Source organism: uncultured Clostridium sp., assembly GCF_963515715.1.
Classification (GTDB): Bacteria; Bacillota; Clostridia; order Clostridiales; family Clostridiaceae; genus Clostridium_AW.
Genome location: NZ_CAUPZS010000032.1, coordinates 1 through 24,117, shown reverse-complemented (window position 1 = coordinate 24,117; position 24,117 = coordinate 1). Strand labels below are relative to the sequence as shown.

Genomic DNA, 24,117 nt, shown 5'->3' with positions numbered 1-24,117 from the left:
TTATGAAAATTAAAGATAACGCATTTATATTAGTTTTAATAGGAGTACTTACTCTAATAGGAAATATGATAGGCCCTAAACATAATATCTTAGAAGCAATTCCAGGAATGATTATATTGATATTAATATCCTTAGCAGGTATGTTACTAGCTAAGGTAATGCCTGGAAAAATACCAGCTGTTGCTTATGTTGTAACTCTTGGATGTATTTTAACTTATCCTTCTGTACCTGCCGCTGCAGCAATAGCAAATTATATGTCTAAGGTAGATTTCTTAGCATTAACAACACCAATACTCGCGTATGTCGGAATTTCCTTAGGTAAGGACTTAGATACATTTAAAAAATCTGGCTGGAGAATCATTATAGTTTCCTGCTTTGTATTCACAGGAACTTACATAGGTTCTGCACTTATAGCTCAAGTAATTTTGAAATTATTAGGACAAATTTAATTAGATGTTTAGATATTTAGATTTTTAGATATTATAAAATACAAAAGAGCTAAGTATGTAGTGAAATAGCGACTTTTTCTGGAGCGACTTCACTATGTACTTAGCTCTCTGTTTGAAAAACTAAATTATCTTTGTAGAAATTTATAAATTTAAAAACAATTTAGGATACGACAAATAGAAAATGTTATATAATGTTTTACACAATAGATAAGTGTCCACAATTCTCGATTAAAATAAATTCACAAAAATCCCTGCTATTATTACTGATGTAATAGTTACTGTAACAAAACCTCCTACTATCATTTGAGGAAGCATTTGATCCATTAAATACTTTTTTTCTTCTTCATTTTTAGCTAAAGCTTTTGAAGCTTCTTCTGTTAAAACATAGTTAGGCGGGAATCCATATAGTGCTGTAAGGGATGTGGCGAAAGCCATTTCCTTTGTCATACCGAGTATTTTCCCCGCTATTATGGAGGTTACTGCCATACCTGAAACGCCAACAACTATTATTAAAATTAATGGTCCTACTATCCTTAAAAGCATTTCTGGAGTAGCCTTTGACAATGCTCCGAAAATATATACCATTAAAATAAACATAAGAAATCCAAAAGATTTAGAAACATTTAAAGAATCTCTATCTAAAAATCCTATTTCTTGAAGTATTATTCCAAAAATTAAGCATAGTACAAAGGGAGATATCTTATTATTGGTTAACCCAGCTACTTTGAAGGCCAAAAATGAATTTAAGGCCATTTTAGCAAGAACTGTTGCTGTAGTGTTATATTTATCAGGTATTGGTGGGATTAACTTTTTCTTTTTAATTATTTCTTTAGAGTGTGATTCATTTTCCTCCTCTACCTTTGTTCCTTGCGTATTGTATATCCTAAGTAATCTTCTCCCCTCTTTTTTGAGACAAATTGCTGTTAATGGATATCCCGCAAAGCCTTGCATAACGTACATCACTATAGCTAATATAGAAGCTAACTCCAATCCTTGTTTCATGGCTGCTTCTTGCATCATTAAAGCCGCTACAATCCCTCCAGTTAATGGAGGAAGCCCTGCTATAATATATTCCTTTCCAATGAGTGGAACGCATATAAGCCAACAAGCTAAAATCATACCTACTAGACCAGCACAAGTCACAACAATAACTTTCCATTGCTTTATCAGTTCAGAAACACTAATAATAGTCCCCATATGAGTTATACACATGTACATACCAATACCCGCTAAAGGCATGCCTAGACCTGGTATATCGATCAAATTTTTAGGTAAGCAAGTCCAAAATCCCAATAAAAACAACACAGCAACAACAAATACAGAAGGTATCCAAGCTTTTGTTTTTGTACCTACAAAATCACCAAGAGCAAAAATAACTGCAATTATTAAAAGCGCAGTAATTGGAGCCATTCCCATACCATCCTCCTCTTTTTATTTAATATTAACTTAGGTATATTTATAATAATATGTAGAATGTATATGCATTTATGATGATCTACCAAAAATATTTGGATATGTTATTATTCATGGCTTTAGAGGCAATAAAAATAGGGTTCTGAAAATCAGAACCCATTATTTTAAATTATAATTCTCTTGTAGATGGAACTACTGTTGCAGTTACCACTCCAAGGCCATCAACTCTTAATCTTGCAAATTGAGCTACTGCATTAGTTGTTAATACAGCCTCTCCATTAGCAACTATAGCTATAAGAGTACCTGATTCATCAGTCCAATTTACTCCATCGTTGCTTAACTGTATAATTGCATTTGCTGCACCTACTCCGCTTAGTTTAATACTAAAGCTTACTTCTGTTTTTGGTCCTAATTCAATTGAGCTAGTAGTTTGACTTCCAGCTGCCAAGAAGCTTAATACCTCAGCAGGATATATTGTTATAATCCCTGTAACATAATCTACAACCAAGTATGGCCATACAGTATAATCGTTATCGTCAACTCCTTGGAATCCGATTAATGCATTAGAAGCTTCTACTCCTTCAAGGGTTATACCTGTATTTGGAATAGTTCCATTTAACCATGCTGTAACCAAGCTAGTAATATCTACACTAATATAGGTGTTAAGCTCTGCATCTAATACGCTATGAGTTCCTACTGATGCTCCTAAATTAGGTTGATTATTCCAAGTTACTTCATTTTCATCAAAATCATTTAAATTAGGGTAAACATTTAATAGTTGTGGTCCTGGAATATCTTTTCTGCCTACATATAGTCTTAAAGTCGCTGACTTTACTGTAACTTTTTGAGGCATTTTACTTAAATCAAATTTTAAAAGACTTCTATATATATCCCCTGCTCCAGCAAATCTACCTACAAATAATCTAATTGGATTGGGAAAATTCTGATTAGGATAGTATTCTGCTACATAAGCAGTCTCAGAAGTATGCAAATTTACTATTGACATAAAAGTTCCTCCTTATTACATAATTTTGTATATTAAGACGTAAATTTCTAAATTATTTGGTTTGTCTAATATATTGTATTAGCACTTATGTAATAAGGTGCATGTCAAGTTACTTATATATATCCACTAAAAGGCCAGTAATTTCATCAATACTGCTTGCAACATCTAAATTTTCTTTTTGTTCACTTAAAAGCATTTCTGTCAATTCTTGTAGTTTTTCATCTATTGTTTCTACTGTTATAAAATACTGTGTTTGCCAGAAGCTAATATCTTTTTTTATGCTATACATATAATTTAGTACAGAATTTAAATAGTCTTTTATCATTCTCTTATAAGCTGCCACGTCTGCATAGCATTTAGTTACTACTAATCTATTTCCCTTTTTCTGTATATCTTCTAGCATCTGTTTCAATTGCTCTTCCGATTTTCTTTCCCTAGCAAAACTAAAACTCTGAGAAAAGTCCTTCTTGCTAGCTACTGTTTTATTATCACTGTTCCTTACTGGGGAGTTACCTCCCACTCTAGATATTTCCATATTAAATCACCTACAGTTCTTTACTTATTCTTTCTTATCTATATTATATATTAATTTTATATACAAACAAATACAACATTATCTATTATGTATATTTACTATAGGATCATATCTACTTATATAGTGAGTTTAATTGGGATAAAAATTGAATTTATCCTAATACTATTATAAAATTTTAAATTCACAATATAACTAATGGGATTTTATGTATTAAATATTAATTTTTTGTTAATAAACTTTTACCAATATATAAACGTCGTCCTATGCTAAAGTTATTTAAAGTTATTTAAAGTTATTTGAAGTATTGTAGATTTATTCCTTGTCCAATAAATCTCACGGTATATTTATCGAAATTACGTAGAATTACTGAATTTTTTTTAATTTTCTTATGCTTTCACTGATTTTACAAGTAACATCTTATATGTTAGAATTAAGTTGTCACTTTATAAAAGGAGGGAATTTTATGATAGAATTTAAAAATGTATCAAAAAGTTTTAAAAATACTGATGTATTAAAAAATATAAATCTCACTATAAATGATGGAGAATTTTTAGTACTTATTGGTCCCAGTGGTTGTGGTAAGACTACTTCTCTAAAAATGATAAACAAATTAATTAATCCTACCTCTGGAACTATATCAATCAACGGTGAAGATATATCTAAAAAAAATACCATTGAACTTAGAAGAAATATAGGATATGTAATTCAACAGACAGGCCTCTTCCCTCATATGACTATAGGAGAGAACATAGAGTTGGTTCCATTTCTTAATAAATGGTCTTTTGAAGATAGAAGAAAAAAATCCAAAGAACTATTAGATTTAGTTGGATTAGATCCAGATAAGTACATAGATAGGTTCCCAGATGAACTAAGTGGTGGCCAGCAACAAAGAGTTGGGGTAGCAAGAGCACTGGCAGTAAATCCAGATATCATATTAATGGATGAACCCTTTAGTGCTTTGGACCCAATAACCAGGAATACTCTTCAAGAAGAGGTGTTTAAACTTCAACAGGAATTAAAGAAAACCATAGTATTCGTTACTCATGATATGGATGAAGCTATAAAATTAGGAGATAAAATTTGCATAATGAAGGATGGGGATATCGTTCAATATGACAATCCTGAAAATATCCTTAGAAATCCTGAAAAAGGATTTGTGGAAAACTTTATAGGAGCTAATAGACTATGGAACAAGCCAGAGTTTATAAAAGCAGAGGATATTATGATTAAAAATCCTATAACTTCATCTTCTAACAGAACAGTTTTACAGGCCATAAGGATAATGCAAAGTAATAAAGTAGATAGTCTATTAATAGTAGATAATTATAATAAACTTTTAAGCATAGTTACTTCAAAAGATGTAAGAGAACATATGGATTCTCCAAATTTAAAAATTGGATCTTTTATGCCTAAAGACTTAGTATATGTTTATAATGATGATTCAATTAGCACTGTATTGAAGTCCATTAACGAGCATAATGTTGGCTTCATACCAGTAGTAGATAAATTTGGATTACTACAAGGACTTGTTACAAAGAGCAGTCTTATAACACTATTTGAAGAAAAGTTATTTTAATGAAGGCGGTGAATATACATGAGAACAGGTAATTTTATAGATTTTATAATTCTTAAAAAAGGCGATATTCTTTCTTTAGCTTTAAAGCACATACAACTTTCTCTATTTGCTGTTATAATTGCAATAGTTATTGGAGTACCTCTTGGAATACTTATAGCTAAAAGAAAAAAAATGGCTCCTCCTATTATAGGAATTGCCAATGTATTGCAAGCTATACCTAGTTTAGCTTTAATGGGATTTTTAATTCCTGTTTTAGGAATTGGAGAAACACCTTCAATAATTATGGTTTCTCTATATTCCCTTTTACCTATAATAAAAAATACATACACAGGACTTATTAATATAAACCCTGCTACTATCGAAGCAGGTAGGGCCATGGGAATGACAGAGACTCAACTTCTTACAATGGTACAACTTCCTCTAGCACTCCCAGTTATGATGGCAGGTATAAGAATTTCTGCCGTAACTGCTGTTGGGCTTATGACTATAGCAGCATTTATAGGTGCTGGTGGTCTTGGTAGTTTCATTTTTACAGGAGTACAGACTGTAAATACTAATATGATTTTAGCTGGTGCTATTCCAGCATGTATACTTGCACTGCTTATGGATTTTGTAATCGGAAAGGTTGAAAAGACCGTTAATCCTAAGAACAAATCAAATAAAGTTCAAAAGAAAAGATTAGCTATAGTAGCTGTAATTCTTGTAATAGCTATTATTTCTCCAATGGTATTTAGTGCTTTTGGCAAAAGCGATAAAATAGTCATAGGCAGTAAAAATTACACCGAAAATAATCTTCTTGCAAATATGTACGCTATATTAATTGAGGAAAATACTGATGTTAAGGTTGAGAAAAAGCTGGATTTAGCAGGAACAGATGTAGTATTCAAAGCTACTACTATGGGTTCTGTTGATATATATCCAGAATATACAGGAACGGTTATAGTCAGTGTATTAAATGAAGAAACAACTTCTGATCCTGAAAAGACTTATGAAGCGGCAAAAAATGGACTTAAAGAAAAATATGACATTGAAATGTTAAGACCCCTTGGGTTTAATAATACCTATACTTTAGCAGTTACACAGGATTTTGCTAAAAAACATAAATTAGAAACCTTCTCAGACTTAAAAAAGATAAGCAATAATACGACAATTGGTGCAACTATGGAGTTTTTAGGAAGAGACGATGGGCTCCCTGGATTAAAGGAAAAATATAATATGAACTTCAAATCTGAAAAAGGGTTGGATTCTGGTCTAAGATATACTGCTATAAATTCTGGTGAAATAGATGTAACTGACGCTTTTGCAACAGATGGTCTTCTAAAAGCCTTCGATTTAAAGGTACTAGAAGATGATTTGAAATTCTTTCCTCCATACTATGCAGTGCCTATAGGCAGAAGTGAAACCTTTGAAAAACATCCTGAAGTTAGAGAAGAACTTTTAAAACTAGAAGGATTGATTGATGATGAAACAATGAGAGATCTTAATTATCAATGTGATAAACTAGGAAAAGAAACTCAAACTGTAGCTAGAGAATTCTTAAAATCTAAAGGATTAATTAAATAATTTTACAAATAAGACTCTGCAATATAAAAAATTGCAAAGTCTTATTTTTTATGACTTTTAGTATTCATGAACATCATCTGCACTTATAGAATTGGTAGATATATAATTTTAATGTATTAATGCATTAAAGGTTATAGTTCCAGAAGTTCCCTTTACTCTAAGACCTAAGTTCCATGTTATAGTTGTAGTTCCATCTACATTATTCACCACTGAAGTTGGAGGCATTGATGCTGATCCTACAATATAACTTTGACCATCAGGAAGAGTATCTGTAATTATAAAGCTTGAAACGCCATCATATCGATTTATTTTATATTCTAAAGTATAAATTACTATAGAACCTACATCCCCTATTGAAATATTAGAGGATTTATTTATTAATGAATCCTTTGCATGGGTAGCAGTATTAGATGCCGCTGGACTTGATAGCACATTTAAAGTAATTGTATTTAAAAGTGGAGCACTATTTGGTATTTTACTACCACTGTTTTCTATATAACTGCTGTTATAATCATTCCATACTGCTGCATTGAAAGTTATAATATTCATGGAACCTTGAGATAAAGTTATAGTACCCCCGCTTATATTAGCACTGTTTGTACCCCCTGGTACAGGTGAAGGACTTATTGTATTAAGACTAGAAAGCTGCGCTACATCTGAGTCAGTTATATAAGGAGCATCTAAATACCTTGTCCCATCAGGCAAGTTATCAAAACGAGTCACTGTAGAGGGAAGGCTTGTGTTATTTTCCACCGCTACTCTATATTCATATACCCAAAGAGGAGCTGTAATAGAATTAATACTTCCCGCTCCCTTTGCCACTTTTCCTGGATCAAATTTTTTAGTATTATATCTCAATGGAATAAAATTCACATCTGAAGTCTTTATTATTTCTACATTAGCATTATCTTCATTACCTCTAGGCAATGTATCCACTTTTGTACTTACATTTATAGAAGTTAAAGGTATGTCAAAAGGTACTGGAAGTCCTGTACTTCTAAAATTTTCATCGGATTTTAATATTAAGTTTATAGAATAATCTAATTCATTTGATGTCAAATCCTTTATATTTGTCCAAGTAATAGTTATGGTACCTGATGGATTATTAACTATTGAATTTGGATTAACTGAAGAGCTTAAGAAAGATACTCCATCTGGTAATATTATAGTTAATGATAAGTTATAGACCATATATAATAAACTAGTATTACTAGCACTTACTCTAAAATTATTTGATTGTCCTACAACACTTCCGATTAAATTTGGATATACACTTAAAATAAAATCTGAATGACTTATAGACAAATTTCTCACCTCACATATTATAAAAACACCTTATATATTATATGGATACAATATATTTATAGTGAATAAATTAGAGACTGACAATAATAAGTCAGTCTCTTAAAATTCTTTCTTTTTTTAGTATCTCTATAATTTGTTCCGTTCTTTTTTGCCAACTGTTATTGTCAGCCATATTTTTTCTTAAATTCTCTAATTTATGATTCTTTTCTTTCACAGCAGTAACTATATTTTCTTTGAACTCTTCCATAGTGTTAGATACATAACATAGATGAGAGAAATTTTGCACTTCTTTCATCGCTGTAGTCACCACCGGTTTTCCTAAACTCATATATTCATATAATTTAATTGGATTACAACTATTAGTCATTTCATTGACACTAAAAGGTATTATACAACAATCAAAGTTGTTTATATAATAGGGAAGTTCTTCATAATTTTTCATTCCTAAAAAATATACATTGCTTCGTATTAATGGAACTGAGTTTAGATTGTATAGTGGTCCTACAAAAACAAAATTATACATTGAGTTTTTTACTATATGATTGATTAACGCCCAATCTATCCATGATGCTACTGCTCCTACATATCCTACTATCTTTCTATTAGTAGGTAAATCTAGTGGCTTCTTATTTTTAGCCAATGAAAAATTTTCTAAATCTACTCCATTGTTTACTAAATTTACTTTAGCATGTCTTTTACTAAATTTATCATACAAATTTTCTGCTGAGGTAAAAATTACATTGGCTCTTCTGATCATTTCATCTATATAAGCACCCCAAATTGCAAATTCATGCGATGCATCGTCTACCACATCATATACTACATAATCATGTTTTATTTTATCTATATTAAGAACCTGATCTGGACAAGAACACCACAGTATTACAGGTTTTTCTAAATTTAAATTATTCATATCATATTTGCTTCCTACTAAATACAAATTAGCAGTCTTTTTTATTAAATAATTTTCATTAATATCCTCTATATAATAGACCTTATGCCCCATTTCACTTATCTTTTTCATGATTTGCTGAGGCCTTTGAGTCATTTTATTATATGGTACCGTGGGCATTTGAATAAATGTCGCCATAACTAGCCTCCTTTAATCTCTCCAAACATTTAAGTTTTTTAACTCTTTAATTAATTTAGGAATCTTATCTTTATAACTGTGCTCTTTATAGCATATTTTTTGACCATTTGAAGCTATTTTATTTCTTTCTTGAGGATTCTTTAAATAATAATCTACATTTTTTAAGGTTTCATTAGAATTTCTGCTCCAAACTAAATGCTCTTTATTTACAAAGTATCTCTCTAGCGAAGGAACATATTGTGATAAATAAAACCCTCCGCATCCTAATACTTCAAAGGTTCTCATGCTCATCATGGTTGAAGAATTATCTACAGAATGCAGTCCCAAAACTATTTTAGCAGTGGAATATGCATCTTTAATTTCTTCATAGTCGCAATATCCACCATAATATTTTCTATCTAATTTAAATCCATTATTTTCTTCAAACCACCAATCATTGCCGAAGATCTTTATATCATAATCTCTTTCTATTAATGGATTTAACACTGTTTTATTGCCATATTGCCTAGCTTTATGATTGGAATAATTATTTCCTATGAATATAATGTCATGATCAAACTTCTTATTATATATTCCTACATTATGAAAATTTTCATTGCATCCGAACATAAAAAAAATAGCATTTACTCCTATTTTCTTATAAGGTTCTAAACATTCTATTGCTGTTGTCATTGTTAAATCCGACGCTTTTGCATGAGGCAAAGAAATATGTCTATAATATAAAGGGTCTTCTATAGCCCAATAAATGTAAGGTACTTTAAGCTCTTTTATTTTTTCTAAAAATTTTTTAGCATTTTTGTAAATACACATACCTGCATTAAATATAGCATCTGGTCTAAAACTTTTTATCTCTTCTTCTAAAGTATCTAATATTCCATTTTCAACATCTATATAAATTTTAGTATATTTAACTTCTATTCCATACTGCTCCAATGAATATCCTATACCATATTTTATTAAAGGTGCATCTTCTACAAAAAGTATCTTCACATAAGACACCTCCTCATAATAAACAGTTTATTCAATAAATCTATATAAGTTACCAAAAATAAAAAGCGGACTTTTCCGCTTAGATTTCATACAATTTCCATATAACTCTCATATAATTTATCGATACACTTTTCCCAATTATAATTATTCAAAATATGCTCCTTTAATATGTTACTTCTGGTTTTTTTTAGTCCCCTTTCTATTCCTTCTTTTATTGTTTTTTCCTCATATGGATTACAATATATAGCCATATCTTTAAAATACTCTTCTGCACTTCCCTCATTAGTTGTAACAATACTGCATCCATTTACCACTGCCTCTATGGAAGCTAAGCCTGGTGTCTCTATAAATGAAGGTAGTACATGTAATTCTGCAGATTTATATGCACTGCAAAGATTATTACTATCCATAAATCCTAAATAAATTACATTACCATATTTCATACATTCCTTGTAGTATTTTTCATCATTTATACTACCTATAAGAACAAGAGTTTTATTTAATTCATTACATATTTTCGCTAAAGTCAACTGATTTTTTCTCTTGCATATTCTTCCTACGCATAGTATATAATCATTTAAATTATATCTATCTTTAAAATTATATGTTGGGACGCTCTCTCCCTCAAAATCAAAACCATTATATACTACAGTATAGTTAATGCTTTTATCAAAATCTTTTCTAATTATTTCTCCCTCTAGCTTACTATTCGGATATATGGCTTTGCACCCTTTCAATATTTCAAATCTATAATTATTACATTTATTCCAAAGCTTTATACTTTCATTATCCATTATGTTCTTGTAATATTTTTTTAAGTTCCAGTATATAGGGGATATCAATATAGGCTTATTATATAATTTTGCTATTTTATAATATTTATATGTCTCTCCCATTCTAGTAAGATTGAATAAATGCACTATATCGTAGGATGAGTAATCTTGTATGTTTCCATTATTAAAATCTACTATAACTCCTTTTTTTCTTAAATATTCCGCGTATTTAATCGCCTGCATGGAATCCCCTGCAAAATTTATTAAATAGTCATTTCTTATACAATAAAGAACTCTCATATAATATACTTTCCTTCCCATTCAACCTTTTAAACTATTTGAATATAATAATATTGAAACTTAATAATTATTAATAATTGGAGTGGATTTTATGTCATATTTATACTATACACCTAATAAAGACCTATATATTTCGCAGTATTATAGCAACACTAATTTTAATGGTGCATCAGAATTATTTGTAGGAAAGTTTCTTAATAATAATGATATATACCAATTCCTTATACAATTTGATATATCATCTCTTCCTACAGGTGCTAATATTACCTCTGCAACATTGAAATTATATATATATAGAAACGATGCTCCTCTTGTAACTTCCAATATAGGTATCTATAGATTATTAAATAGCTTTGATAAAAATTCTGTAACTTTCGCAAATGTTCCACCCATAGAAAATACACCTACAGACGTTAAGCCAGTTACTTCTGAAATTAATACATTTATCAATTTTGATTTAACTACCTTAGTTAAAAATTGGCTTACTGGTTTAGTTCCTAATTATGGTGTATTGATTAAGGAAGTCAATAATTCCTATGGAATAGTAGGATTTAGAAGTACTTTCTTTAATAATAGCAACTATTTTCCTGTATTAGAAGTTCAGTATGATTTACCTTGTCCATGTACTGAGGGTGGTAGTAGTTTTACTGAATATCCTGTAGAGATAGTTACTACTACTAATAACTTTACAGGTTCTACACCAATACCATTAGGCACTGAAAAAGCTACCTTTGGTGTTATGAATATAGGTGCTTTAAACAGTGCAGAGGTAACATTACAATTAAGTTCAGATGGAATAAATTGGATAGATAATATATTGTCCTTTGTATCTACTCCAATTTTCGCACCTGGTGACAATTTAATTATGAATACAGATGGTCATCTAAAATACGCTAGAGTATCTTTTAAATCAAAAGTACTTAATCAACCTGCAACTCTATCAATATATGCAGCAACTGTAGGATGATTATAAAAAAGGTTAAAGAGGCTTCAAACCTCTTTAACTTTTATTTAATATCTTTACATCTGACAATTGACATCTTGATACTGTGGTGGGAAGAAGTCTTCTGGGAATGGAGTCTGTGCAAAATCTAAGAAAACTTCACATATATCTTCTGGTATATCTCCTGTATAGTCTTCACATTCTGCTGGTTCTGGACAATATCCAAACGCAGGAACTAACAACTGAACCTGCCCTGCAACTTTTATTACTATAAATACTCCAACAGCAAATACAATGTTTCCTCCAGATATAGTTGGAACATTTAATAACTCAGTTCTTGTTTCTACAACTATTTCGAAATTAAATTCATCACGAGATTTTGGCATAAACATAACTATATCTTTTGGAATTGGAAGTAAAACAGTATCTAAAGTTTGGCCATTGTTATATGAAATAGTTACTGGAACATCTATAGTAAACTGTACTCTAGAGAAATTAGGCCTTTCTGTCAATGGTGTAATTACTAATGAACCATTTCTAATTACACCATTTTTAAAGGTAATTGGACCCACGCTATTAAATGTAACTCCTGTTGGAGGCTGTATAACCACATTAGGTTGACAATCTCTTGATTGACAGTGTGCGAATACCTTTTTAGCTAATATACAAACTGATTCTGTTATATCATCTAGCTGGTACGGATCCGTTAAATCAATAGGATCTCCTGGAGAAATTGTTGATCCAAAGTATCCTGATTCAACATCAAAAGGTATTGGAGTAAGTCCTATTGTGCCCTCAACTGCATTAGTAATAGTGTCAATTAGGGTTAGTCCTCCTGATCCATTTGTTGCCAACAACTTTTCTCCATCTGGAGTTACAGATAGTCTTGTTGGTTGTACTGTTGGAATAGTGGTTACAAGCAATTCATAAGTTACTGTATTGATTAAAGCTATATTATTTGCTGCGCGATTAGCTACATATAAAGTTGTTCCCTTTATCGCAAGACCAGTAGGTCCTGATCCAGGAATTAATGGTATATTTAGTATTTGAACTAAATTAACTAAGTCGATAACAGTTATTGAACTATCACCTTGGTTAGCAATAAATGCTCTCTTACTATCTTCTGTTATTAATGCATATATAGGATTAGTTCCTACTGTAAGGGTTTTTAATAAATTTAAGCTACTAGCATTATAAATTTTTACTTGATTGTTATCTAATACTAATAATTTACTTCTATCTGGAGTTATTTTTATGTCATTAATACTAATAAATCCTGGAATGCTTCCAATAAGAATACCGCTGGCAGCATCATATATATTAACTGTATTTCCATTAGAAACATATAATTTTCCACCAATACTATCAACATCAATCATTCCATCATTAGCTATGGACATAGTCTTTATTGTACCATTTAGACATATAACAGAAATTACATCATTATCTGCACTTGCTACATATGCTGTACCATCTTTAGTTAAAACAACTTCTTTAGCTCCTAATCCTACAGTATAAGTTGCTACAATGTTATTAGTAAAGCCATCTATTACAGATAGTGTTCCTGTTGTAGGATTGGAAACATAATATCTTATCCTCTTAGTAACATCAGCTACTGGCATATAATCTCCTCCTAATAAAAAATATGATAAAATTGAATAATTTTATTCTTCAGTACAGTATATGCATGGAAAATAATAATGTTATTATTTTCTAATACTATATTTATAATAATTTCATAATACTTCACATATAAATTAATAGTTAGTATTTTAGTAAATTGGGGGATAAGTAATGATATACAATTTAAATAAATATTCTTACATCCTTAGAAATTCTAAAAATGAATTCTTAAATATTAGATTAGATGCTAGAAACTTAAATATAAAACCTTTTAACTGTGAATTTAACTCTTCCTTAGAAATAAAGGATGTTGTACTTGATTATTCTGTTGATATGGATAAAAATGATGTTATCCACCTTATATATCTATGCTCTGATGGTAAATTAAAGTATAAACTTTATCCTTCTCTCATTGAAACTACTATAAATAATATTAATTTAAAAATGCATAATATTAGATTTCTATCTTTAAAATTAATTAACAATCAAATACATATTTTTTATATGCTGGGCAATAAAATCAATTTACAAAGTTGGGAAATATGCCATAGTTATTGGACCGGGAAAAATTGGATCAATAAAAAGGTCACACAAGTATTTTCTCAAAAATATATATACCCTTATATGATTAGTTATGATGAAAGTAATATATATCTTTTTTATTCTAAGGATTCCCAAGAGAATTATGGTATTAAAAAATTCAACCTAGATTTCCGCATTTGGGGTACTTTAGAGGATAATATTAATATTAAAAATTCTCATAACACTACTTTTTTTCAATATAATAACTTTTTCATCATATATTATAATATTTCTATTAATAAAACCATGAAAACTTTGATAAGATATAAAGATCTATCTTCAGTAAATCAATCATGGTCCAATGATTTAATTATCTCAAATAATAACTCTATCTCAATACATCCTTCAATTTTTAACCTAAAGAATGATTTATATATTTTATGGATTGAACAGGGTAAAGCTATATACAAAAAAACTAATAATATTAATAAATGGGGTCATGAAAAATATATTGATATAAAAGATATGAATATTATTAACAGTATTTATATAAGCAACAATAAAGAAGATATGAAAACAAATAATAATTTCATGCACTTTATAGAAGAAAATATACCTATTCCAATTATAGAATTAGATAAAAAAATAAATAATGAGAAAATCAATTACGAAAAACTTATTCCTTTTAAAGCTAAAGATATAGTGGATAATATTAGTTCCATAAATGTTGAAACCGATAAAGTAATTTTAAATGAGCTCGAATTAAAAAATAATTATATAAGTCAATTATCTGATATCATAGCTTCTAAAGATGTAATGATTCGTCAATTACTAGATAAAAATACAATTTTAAGCAAAAAAGAAGATGTTTTAGCAAATCAAATTAATAGTTTAACCACGAAAATTGAAGACTTAACAAAAGAAAGTCTTCATCTTAGTTCTGAAATAAAATTATTAACCAATAAAAATGAAAGTTTATTATCAGATAGCAATATTAAAATCGAAGAATTAAATAACTTAATTAATTCAAAAGAAGATTTCATAATTAACCTAAAAGAAGAATTAAAATCCTTAGAAGATGAAATAAAATCATTAAAAATTGAACTTGAGGAAAAATCAGTTAAAAAACCTTGGCGATTTTTCTAAATATATTAAAATAGAGGAATGATATGTCATTCCTCTATTTTAATATATTTTATTATATTTAAGTTTTTTATTTTCTAGAGTAATCTCATAAATTCCTCGTACATTTTGCTGTCCTGCTATTAATCCTTTAATATATTCTAAAGAATCCTCTTTAAATTTAACCGCTTGGCTACATCCTGAAGCTATTCTACATGGTGTAGAAATTAATTCTGCTGAATAGCCCTGCCTTAATAATTTGTTATATAAAGACATAGCCACACTATAAGAAGCACAAACTAATATATATTTTTTTATATTATAGTACAATCAACTCACTCCTATATTTTTTCTTATCCATATAATGTTATTAAGTATTTCTATATTGTTTTTATCTAATAATATAATATGGCTATGAGGTATGAATGTATATAAATATTTTATATTTTTATTGCTAAAAATATCCTTAATAACATCATACATATTTTTCAGTTCTTCTTTATCTAAATTCTCAAAAATGCTTCTTATATAAATATATACAAAAGCCTTATCCTGAAAAACTTTGTAATTAAGAAAAAATATATTTTCACCTAAAATAATTTTATCCCATTTATCTAATGGCTTTACTAGTCTTTTAGGAGTAATATTAGAAATAATTTCATAAGTCTCTTCAATCTTTTCATCCTCTTCAATTTCGTAATTAATTTTATTAGATTTATTGTTTTTATTTAACTGTATTTTTATATTTAAATTATGTTCTAGCAAGTAATAGCCTATCTTTTCTATGCTTTCAACCTCTTTTGTGTATAATATTCTATCTAAGTAACTAAATCCTTTAGTCTTTACATATTTACACACTAACTCTTCGATTATTGAATAATCTTTAATATAGGCTCTTTCTTCAAAAAATATTTTGTGCAAAAAACAATATCTGCCAAAAGTATCATATTCATAGCTTACTAAAACATATGCCTTCAAATTTTCATCACAATATATTCTAAATATATCTATACTATTATCAGAGAAATTTGTATTTATATCACAATTAAACTTAATATAAATCTTCTCTTTATCTTTAACATTAGCTATAGGATATATCTTCCAAGGATTTTTTTTAAAAATAATCTCATATAAATTTTTTACAACTTTTTTAAACTCTTCACTGTTTACATACCTCTCAATATTACTTCCTTCTTCTTCGTATGTTTTATAATGTTCTAAAGCTTTCTCTACTAATTCATCATAGGTTATATCCTTATCTCTACAATATCCATCAATCCATTGATCTAAGCTCATTATGATCACCTCTTAGACTCTATGATTATATATATCTTTTAAAGCTTTTATTAATTTTTCTATATGCTCTAATGTATTAAAGTAATTAGAGCTTATCCTTACTGTACCAAGATTAGATGTGTTAATAGAATTGTGTATCATTGCCGCACAGTGATATCCTGTTCTAACCGCTATATCTCTTTGATTCAATAAATACCCTACCGTAGAGCTATCAATGCCTTCTAAGTTTATAGATACGACAGAAGATCTATTCTTATTTATTGGCCCATAAATTTTTATAAAACTTAATTTTTGTATCTCACTTATAAGATAATCTGTTAGCTCTTCTTCATAATTCTTTATATTATTTATACCAATTGTTTTAATAAACTTTATCCCTTCACATAGGCCAGCAATTGCAGGTACGTTAAGAGTGCCACTTTCAAATTTATCTGGAAGAAAATTGGGCTGATTTAATAAATTTGAATTACTTCCCGTTCCTCCATGGCTAAAATAATTAATATCTATGCCTTCATTGATAAATAATCCTCCTGTGCCTTGAGGACCAAGTAATCCTTTATGTCCTGGAAATGCCAATAAATCTATATTATCCTTCTTTACATCTATCTCTATGCTCCCAGCACTTTGAGAAGCATCTATCATGAATATAATATCATTTTCTTTAGCTATTTTTCCTATTTCACTTATATTTTGAACGGCTCCTATTACATTTGAGACATGATTTATTACAATTAATTTAGTATTTTCATTTATTTTTTCTTTCAATGCATTTATATCTACATATCCTTCTTCATCAATACCTAAAAAAGTAATAGATATCCCCTTTTCTACAAGACTGCTTAAAGGTCTTAATACTGAATTATGCTCAGTTACCGTTGTAATTACATGATCTCCTTTTTCTAAAATTCCCTTTATACCTATATTTAAAGCTTCTGTAGCATTTTTAGTAAATATTATGTTGAAAGGGTTAGATATGTTAAAAAGACTTGCTATTTCCTCTCTAGTTTCTAATATCTTAGCGGAAGCTTTAATTGACAAATCATGAGAGCTTCTCCCTGGATTTGCAGCATAGTTTCTCATACAATTTAATACTTCATCATATACTTTCTCTGGCTTTGGAAAGGTAGTTGCTGCGTTGTCTAGATATATCATAAACTCCTCCTAGTTATTTATATAAACTACTAAAATATATTAATTATTTCTTTTTATTATGAATAGAAAATAAACTAAAGCTAACATAACAAGTTAATTTATTATTTTTGAACATACAAAAAACTATTTGTGTTTAGTTTCTCAATAAAGTCACTAAAACACAAATAGTTTTCATTTATATCTATTTTTCTCTAGCTCTTATAAATATCTTAGCAATTTCATTAACCACTAGTGGTATTATTGACAACATTGCAACTATTGACCAATCTAGTATACTAAGATTTATAACATCAAATGTTCTCGCAAGTGCTGGTATAGATACCACTGCATTCTGTAATATTATACCTAGTACTATAGATCCAATTAAGTATTTATTAGTAAATAGTCCTATTTGGAATATAGATTTTTTTGAATGTCTTAAAGTAAGTGATCTAAATAATTGTGATACACTTAATACTATAAAGGCCATAGTCTGACCACTCATCATAGCTTCAGATGATATCGTCGCTGGTAATAGTGGGAACAGTGCAGTCATTCCCATGTGCTCTTTAACACCTATAACAAAAGCAGCTAAAGTTAATAGTCCTATTAAGAAACCATTTAATACTAGGAAAACCCCAGTTCCTCCTGCAAATAAGCTAGCTTTAGGATCTCTTGGTTTTTCCTTCATTACATCTGGATCTCCAGGGTCTGCACCAAGGGATAAAGCTGGTAAACTATCTGTTACTAAGTTAATCCATAAAAGATGGATTGGTTTTAATGGTGATGGCCATCCTAGTAATATAGCAAAGAATAATGCTACTACTTCTCCAATATTACAAGATAGTAAATATACTATGGATTTCTTAATATTATTGAAAATATTTCTACCTTCCTCTATAGCTGACACTATTGTTGAGAAATTATCATCAGTCAAAATCATATCTGAAGCACCTTTGGCAACATCTGTCCCTGTAATACCCATGGCAACACCAATATCTGCCATTTTAAGTGATGGAGCGTCATTAACACCGTCTCCAGTCATAGAAACTACATTACCTTTAGATTTAAAAGCTTTAACTATTCTTACCTTATGCTCTGGTGAAACTCTAGCAAATACTCTTAAATTCTCTACTCTATCTGCTAATTGTTCATCATTCATTTTATCTAATTCAGCACCGAATATGGCTTGTGATTCCTCTTCTGCTATACCTAGCTCCTTAGCTATAGCAAAAGCTGTGTTTTTATGGTCACCAGTAATCATTATTGTTTTTATTCCTGACTGCTTACATTCAGCTATAGAACCCTTAACTTCTTCTCTTGGTGGGTCAATCATCCCTACTAGTCCTATAAAGGTTAAGTCTCCTTCTAGAGTATCTATTTCTACATGCTTTGAACTTATCTTTTTAAAAGCTGCTCCTAAAACTCTTAAAGCGTCATTTGACATATCTATTGAAGCTTTAGATATATTTTCTTTAATTTCTTCTGTTATTGGTATTATTTCACCATTAATATAAGCTTGATTACATAATTTGATTAAGTTATCTGTAGCACCCTTTGTCATTACATAGTATTCACCGTCATATTCATTGACAGTAGTCATAAGCTTTCTATCAGAATCAAAAGGTACTTCACTTACTCTAACATGAGTTTTCTCTAACTCCTCTTTAAATAAATTATATTTAGCCCCTGCTTCTAGTAATGCTATTTCAGTTGGGTCTCCTGTCTTTGATTCTTCTTTGTATGTAGCATCATTGCATAGTATTAAATTTTCTAAAAGCAATCTATGAATAATATTATCTTTATTTAAAGTATTTATATCTCCAATATAGTTATCTGCATAAAATTTAGTCACTGTCATTTTGTTTTGAGTTAATGTTCCTGTTTTATCTGAGCATATTACATTTACTGAACCTAGGGTTTCAACCGCTGGAAGTTTTCTCACTATAGAATTTTCTTTTATCATTTTTTGAACGCCTATTGCAAGAACTATGGTAACTATAGCTGCTAAACTTTCCGGTATTGCAGCAACTGCTAAACTTATAGAAGTTAAGAACATTTCAACCAAGTCTCTTTTTTGAATTACTCCAACAATAAACATTAACGCACATATAGCTATTGAAGCGAATCCTAACATTTTTCCAAGTTCAGCTAACTTTTTTTGAAGAGGAGTTAAATCATCTTTTTGTTCTTCAAGCATTTTTGCTATCTTACCTATTTCAGTACTCATTCCTGTACCAACTGCTACCCCTACTCCTCTACCATAGGTTACTAAGGTTGACATAAATGCCATATTCTTTTGATCACCTAAGGTAGTGTCACTGCTGTCTAAAACTAAATCCGAATTCTTATCAACAGGTACTGATTCTCCTGTCAGTGCAGACTCTTCAACTTTTAAGTTGGCAGTCTCTACAAGTCTTAAATCACAAGGCACATACCTTCCTGCATCTAATATTATTACATCTCCAGGTACAACTTCTTCTGATGGAATTTCTTTCATTTCTCCATCTCTTTTAACAATGGCCTTAGGAGTAGCTAGTTTTTTTAGTGCTTCCAATGCCTTTTCAGCCTTAGCTTCTTGAATCAACCCAATAACAGCATTTAGTATAATAACAAAACAAATTATAATTGAATCAGCTATTTCACCAACTATTCCTGATACTAATGCTGCCGCTAGTAATATATATATTAACGGGTCGTTTAGTTGTTCAAAAAACATCCTTACAATGGATTTCCCTTCTTTTGCAGTTAATTCATTTAATCCATATTTTCCCTTACGTTTTTCTACTTCTTCTGTTTTAAGACCGTTAACAATGTCTGTGGATAACTCAGTTATCACATCTTCTTTACTTTTGTCAAACCACATTTAAATTCACCTCTTATATATTATTTGTCTATATATAATAATTTATTAATTGTATTTATTTTCCACTTCCGAAAAATAAATTCAAAAAAGACCTTTGTCCTACAAACCTAGGACAAAGGTCTTGCATCTCTAAAATGAGTAACTATCCGGGCATATGCCGTATTGACGAATAGTTAAATTATGCTACTCCCCTTCGTTAGGAAAATTATATCATATGAATAATATATATACAATATATTTATATTATTAACCATAAAGAATTATACCTAAAATTCCAGCTATGACTATTACTAATATTGGATGTATTTTTTTTGATATCAACATTACTGCAACTATGAGACTAATTATTATGCTTTTAAAATCCTTATAGGATTCCTTTGCTAAAGATAAAAAAGCTGAAATAATAAGCCCTATTAGTGCCGGCCTCATCCCCATAAGGGATGCTTTCATTATTTTTGATTCTTTAAATTTTATAACATAATGTGTAGCTATAGATATTAACAAAAATGAAAAACTCACTACCCCTAATGTAGCAACTATACTCCCCCATATTCCACCAATTTTATATCCTACAAATGTAGCAGAATTTATAGCTATTGGTCCAGGTGTCATTTGAGAAATACCTATTATATCTGTAAATTCTGTAAAAGTAATCCACCCTTTGTTATTAACTATTTCTCTTTCAATTAATGTAAGCATAGCATATCCACCGCCAAAGCTAAATGCTCCTATTTTCAAAAAGGATAGAAATAACTCCAATAATAGTTTCAATTACTCCACCTTCTTTCTATAGTAAAGATAACCATATACTGCTGATATAAGAATTACCAAAACTGGATGTATATTTAGAACAGTTATTGCTATTACCGTTAATATTACTATAATAAAATTCATATAACTCCTATTGATAGATTTGGCTAGGCTTACCACTGCAATCAAAACCAACATAGGTACTGCTGCACTTATTCCTTTAAAAACTAAATCTACATAGTAATTACTTCTAAACTGCATAAAAAAAGTAGCTATGAAATATATAATCGTAAATGAAGGTAATACCGTTCCTAAAAGCGCCATAATAGCCCCTACAACGCCTCCAATTCTATATCCGATAAATGTTGAAGCATTGACAGCCAACGCCCCTGGAAAAGATTGAGCTATTACTAATATATCTAAAAAATCATCTTTTTCTATCCATTTTTTATTATCTACCACTTCAGCTTGAATTAATGGAATCATAGCGTACCCACCGCCAAAAGTAAAGGCTCCTATCTTAAAAAAGCTCCAAAACATACTCAAAACTTTGTTCAACTTAAAACCTCCTAATTTTACTATTCCATATATATTATACAATAAACTTCCACATTAAAATAATTATTTAAAGGATTAACATATATAAATTACCCCTAACATATATTAACAATAAGTTTATAATTTTAAAAAGGGGGATGTACATGAGGAAAAAGAATTTCAAAATACTTAATCTATTGTTAACCCTAACCATTTCTTTTAGTATGCTATTGTCACCTGTATTAAACTCAAATGTACAGGCCAAAGAAAGTAAAGAAGTTAAAAATGTAATTCTATTAATTCCCGATGGCACAGGTATAACCCATACAACCTTAGCTAGATGGTATAAAGGCGGTGCTCCTCTAGCTATGGATGAAATCGCTTGTGGTCTTATAAGAACTTACTCTTCTGATGCAGTGATTGCAGATTCAGCACCTGCTGGTACTGCTATGGCTACAGGATTTAAATCCCACACCGGCTTTATTGGAGTGCTTCCTGATGTAGCTGATATGCCACTATTAAATCCAATTCCTAAAGGAGAAGAAAGACGTCCTGTTGCAACTGTTCTTGAATCAGCTAAATTAAAAGGAAAAGCTACTGGACTTGTGGCTACTAGTGAATTTCCACATGCAACGCCAGCTTCTTTTGCTTCTCATTATCCAAAGAGATCTGATTATAATACTTTAAGCGAACAAATGGTTTACAATAATGTAGATGTAGTTTTAGCTGGAGGATATAGTGAACTAACTCCTGAAAAAAGAAGTGATAAAGAAGATTTAATAAAAGTATTAAAAGAAAGAGGTTATGGAGTGGTTAGAAATAATGAAGAGCTAACCAACTTCAAAGGAAATAAAGTTTGGGGATTATTTGCCCCCTCTGCTATGCCTTATGATAAAGACAGAACAGAAAATACCCCTAGTATGGCTGCTATGGCTGCAAAGGCAATAAATATACTTTCTAAAAACAAAGAAGGATTTTTCTTAATGGTTGAAGGAAGTAAAATAGATTGGGCTTCCCATGCTAATGACCCTGTGGGAGTAGCTACAGAAGTATTAGCTTTTGACAATGCGGTAAAAGTTGCTTTAGACTTTGCTAAAAAAGACAAAAATACTGTTGTTATTGTAGCTCCTGACCACAGCAATGGTGGAATGAGTATTGGAGATTCAGGCCTAGATAAAACCTACGATAATGAGCCACTATCAACCTTTTTACCACCACTTAAAGCTGCTAAGTTAACTGGTGAAGGTTTAGAGAGCAAAATTAATTCTGAAAAAACAAATATAAAAGAAGTTATGTCTTATTATTATGCAGTGTCTGATCTAACTGATAAAGAAGAGGAAGCTATAAAAAATGCAGAACCTGGAAAACTAAATTATACAGTTGGCCCTATCATAAGTAAGAGAGCTCATATTGGCTGGACTACTACTGGTCACAGTGGTGAAGAGGTTGGGTTATATGTTTACCATCCTAAGAATGCTAGACTCTCTGGAGTAGTTCAAAATACAGATATAGCTAAGTATATATCTGAAGTTTTAGGAACAAATCTAAACAAAACTACAAAAACTCTATTCTTACAAGCGGATAAAGCTTTTAAAAACAAGGGAGCTTTAGTTACTGTAGATTCTATTGATAAGGAAAATTTAGTTTTAATAGTTTCAAAGGGAGATATAGAAATTAAATTCCCACAAAATAAAGATATAGCTATAGTTAATGGTAAAGTTGTAAAAATGCCAGGAGTTACTGTATATACTGGAGATAAAGAAAAAATTGATATCTCAAAATGGTATGTATCTCAAAATGCTGTAGATTTAATTAAATAAGTTTTAAATGTAAACTATGAATGTAAGCAAAAATAAAAACATGTAAAGGCTAAATTAATAGCTCTTTACATGTTTTCTTTTAAGCAACAATATCTATATTTTCTTCTTTCCAGCTCAATAATTTTCTTTCAATAATGCCTGCAACTAGATATAATACTAATCCTATGAGACTAAGTACAAATATTGAACTAAGAACTAAATTAATATCATAGGTTTCATTACCTAATGTTAATAGATATCCTAATCCTGATTTGGCACCTATCATTTCACCTATAACAGCTCCAACCATAGCTTGAGTTAGTGCTACTTTTATACCAGATAGTATAGACTGAAGGGAGTATGGCAATTCAATGTATATAAATTTCTGCCATCTTGAAGCATTTAATACCTTCATTAAATTAAATACATTAGTATCTATACTTCTAATTGCTACTACCTCATTAATCATAACTGGAAATGAAACAACTAGCACCACTAACGCAATTTTTGATTGAAGTCCTAATCCAA

At 29.9% G+C, this 24,117-nt stretch carries 21 protein-coding genes; 6 read left to right on the top strand and 15 right to left on the bottom strand.

All coding sequences use genetic code 11. The features are described from left to right. The first annotated feature begins 2 nt into the window (after positions 1-2). Positions 3-449, top strand: coding sequence for a LysO family transporter (locus tag RYO54_RS17295; RefSeq protein WP_315121619.1), 447 nt, complete (start codon positions 3-5; stop codon positions 447-449). Positions 450-677: 228 nt separating this feature from the next. Here RYO54_RS17295 and RYO54_RS17290 read toward each other — a convergent pair whose 3' ends face one another. The 3 genes from RYO54_RS17290 to RYO54_RS17280 form a co-directional block, all read right to left on the bottom strand. Then, positions 678-1,865 carry a hypothetical protein gene (locus RYO54_RS17290; protein ID WP_315121618.1) on the bottom strand — a complete coding sequence of 396 codons (1,188 nt, stop codon included), beginning with the start codon at positions 1,863-1,865 and terminating at the stop codon, positions 678-680. A gap of 166 nt (positions 1,866-2,031) precedes the next feature. After that, positions 2,032-2,868, bottom strand: coding sequence for a DNRLRE domain-containing protein (locus RYO54_RS17285; RefSeq protein WP_315121616.1), 837 nt, complete (start codon positions 2,866-2,868; stop codon positions 2,032-2,034). A 109-nt stretch (positions 2,869-2,977) separates the two neighbouring features. Continuing rightward, complete coding sequence (locus RYO54_RS17280) at positions 2,978-3,403, bottom strand: YaaR family protein (RefSeq protein WP_315121614.1); 426 nt, start codon at positions 3,401-3,403, stop codon at positions 2,978-2,980. A 463-nt stretch (positions 3,404-3,866) separates the two neighbouring features. Here RYO54_RS17280 and RYO54_RS17275 point away from each other — a divergent pair, with 463 nt between their 5' ends. Both RYO54_RS17275 and RYO54_RS17270 read left to right on the top strand, forming a co-directional pair. Beyond that, positions 3,867-4,979, top strand: a complete 1,113-nt coding sequence (locus RYO54_RS17275; protein ID WP_315121612.1) for an ABC transporter ATP-binding protein — start codon at positions 3,867-3,869, stop codon at positions 4,977-4,979. A gap of 18 nt (positions 4,980-4,997) precedes the next feature. Further along, positions 4,998-6,542, top strand: coding sequence for a glycine betaine ABC transporter substrate-binding protein (locus RYO54_RS17270; protein ID WP_315121610.1), 1,545 nt, complete (start codon positions 4,998-5,000; stop codon positions 6,540-6,542). A gap of 108 nt (positions 6,543-6,650) precedes the next feature. Here RYO54_RS17270 and RYO54_RS17265 read toward each other — a convergent pair whose 3' ends face one another. From RYO54_RS17265 to RYO54_RS17250, 4 genes are all read right to left on the bottom strand, one after another. After that, complete coding sequence (locus tag RYO54_RS17265) at positions 6,651-7,847, bottom strand: hypothetical protein (RefSeq protein WP_315121608.1); 1,197 nt, start codon at positions 7,845-7,847, stop codon at positions 6,651-6,653. Between the two features lie 91 nt (positions 7,848-7,938). Beyond that, positions 7,939-8,937, bottom strand: coding sequence for a glycosyltransferase (locus RYO54_RS17260; RefSeq protein ID WP_315121606.1), 999 nt, complete (start codon positions 8,935-8,937; stop codon positions 7,939-7,941). Positions 8,938-8,949: 12 nt separating this feature from the next. Next, positions 8,950-9,927, bottom strand: coding sequence for a glycosyltransferase (locus tag RYO54_RS17255; protein WP_315121604.1), 978 nt, complete (start codon positions 9,925-9,927; stop codon positions 8,950-8,952). An 86-nt stretch (positions 9,928-10,013) separates the two neighbouring features. Then, positions 10,014-11,000 (bottom strand): glycosyltransferase, encoded by a 987-nt coding sequence (locus tag RYO54_RS17250; RefSeq protein ID WP_315121602.1) that lies wholly within the window; start codon positions 10,998-11,000, stop codon positions 10,014-10,016. A gap of 91 nt (positions 11,001-11,091) precedes the next feature. On the opposite strand from RYO54_RS17250, the gene RYO54_RS17245 reads away from it, so the two are divergent. Beyond that, positions 11,092-11,967, top strand: a complete 876-nt coding sequence (locus RYO54_RS17245) for a DNRLRE domain-containing protein (RefSeq protein ID WP_315121600.1) — start codon at positions 11,092-11,094, stop codon at positions 11,965-11,967. 53 nt (positions 11,968-12,020) lie between these two features. On the opposite strand, the gene RYO54_RS17240 is transcribed toward RYO54_RS17245, so the two are convergent. Further along, on the bottom strand, positions 12,021-13,565 hold the full coding sequence (locus tag RYO54_RS17240) for a hypothetical protein (protein ID WP_315121598.1): 1,545 nt from the start codon (positions 13,563-13,565) through the stop codon (positions 12,021-12,023). Between the two features lie 172 nt (positions 13,566-13,737). Here RYO54_RS17240 and RYO54_RS17235 point away from each other — a divergent pair, with 172 nt between their 5' ends. After that, the gene (locus RYO54_RS17235; RefSeq protein ID WP_315121597.1) at positions 13,738-15,234 is read left to right on the top strand and encodes a hypothetical protein; all 1,497 of its coding nucleotides are present in this window, start codon (positions 13,738-13,740) and stop codon (positions 15,232-15,234) included. A 39-nt stretch (positions 15,235-15,273) separates the two neighbouring features. Here the strand turns inward: RYO54_RS17235 and RYO54_RS17230 are convergent, their stop codons facing one another. The 6 genes from RYO54_RS17230 to RYO54_RS17205 all read right to left on the bottom strand — a co-directional run bounded on the left by RYO54_RS17230 (position 15,274) and on the right by RYO54_RS17205 (position 21,811). Continuing rightward, positions 15,274-15,540, bottom strand: a complete 267-nt coding sequence (locus RYO54_RS17230) for a DUF3343 domain-containing protein (protein WP_315121595.1) — start codon at positions 15,538-15,540, stop codon at positions 15,274-15,276. Continuing rightward, entirely contained in the window at positions 15,541-16,506 is a 966-nt protein-coding gene (locus RYO54_RS17225) for a hypothetical protein (protein WP_315121594.1), read from the bottom strand. Between the two features lie 12 nt (positions 16,507-16,518). Beyond that, complete coding sequence (locus tag RYO54_RS17220; RefSeq protein ID WP_315121591.1) at positions 16,519-17,658, bottom strand: aminotransferase class V-fold PLP-dependent enzyme; 1,140 nt, start codon at positions 17,656-17,658, stop codon at positions 16,519-16,521. A 181-nt stretch (positions 17,659-17,839) separates the two neighbouring features. Continuing rightward, positions 17,840-20,503 carry a cation-translocating P-type ATPase gene (locus RYO54_RS17215; protein ID WP_315121589.1) on the bottom strand — a complete coding sequence of 888 codons (2,664 nt, stop codon included), beginning with the start codon at positions 20,501-20,503 and terminating at the stop codon, positions 17,840-17,842. Positions 20,504-20,749: 246 nt separating this feature from the next. Beyond that, positions 20,750-21,274: a chromate transporter gene (locus RYO54_RS17210; protein ID WP_315121587.1), complete on the bottom strand. Its 525-nt coding sequence runs from the start codon at positions 21,272-21,274 to the stop codon at positions 20,750-20,752. Beyond that, positions 21,275-21,811, bottom strand: a complete 537-nt coding sequence (locus RYO54_RS17205; RefSeq protein WP_315121585.1) for a chromate transporter — start codon at positions 21,809-21,811, stop codon at positions 21,275-21,277. A 143-nt stretch (positions 21,812-21,954) separates the two neighbouring features. Here RYO54_RS17205 and RYO54_RS17200 point away from each other — a divergent pair, with 143 nt between their 5' ends. Then, entirely contained in the window at positions 21,955-23,610 is a 1,656-nt protein-coding gene (locus tag RYO54_RS17200) for an alkaline phosphatase (protein ID WP_315121584.1), read from the top strand. A gap of 79 nt (positions 23,611-23,689) precedes the next feature. Here the strand turns inward: RYO54_RS17200 and RYO54_RS17195 are convergent. Continuing rightward, positions 23,690-24,117 (bottom strand): ABC transporter permease subunit (locus RYO54_RS17195; RefSeq protein WP_315121582.1); only part of this gene is annotated, 428 nt, incomplete at its 5' end.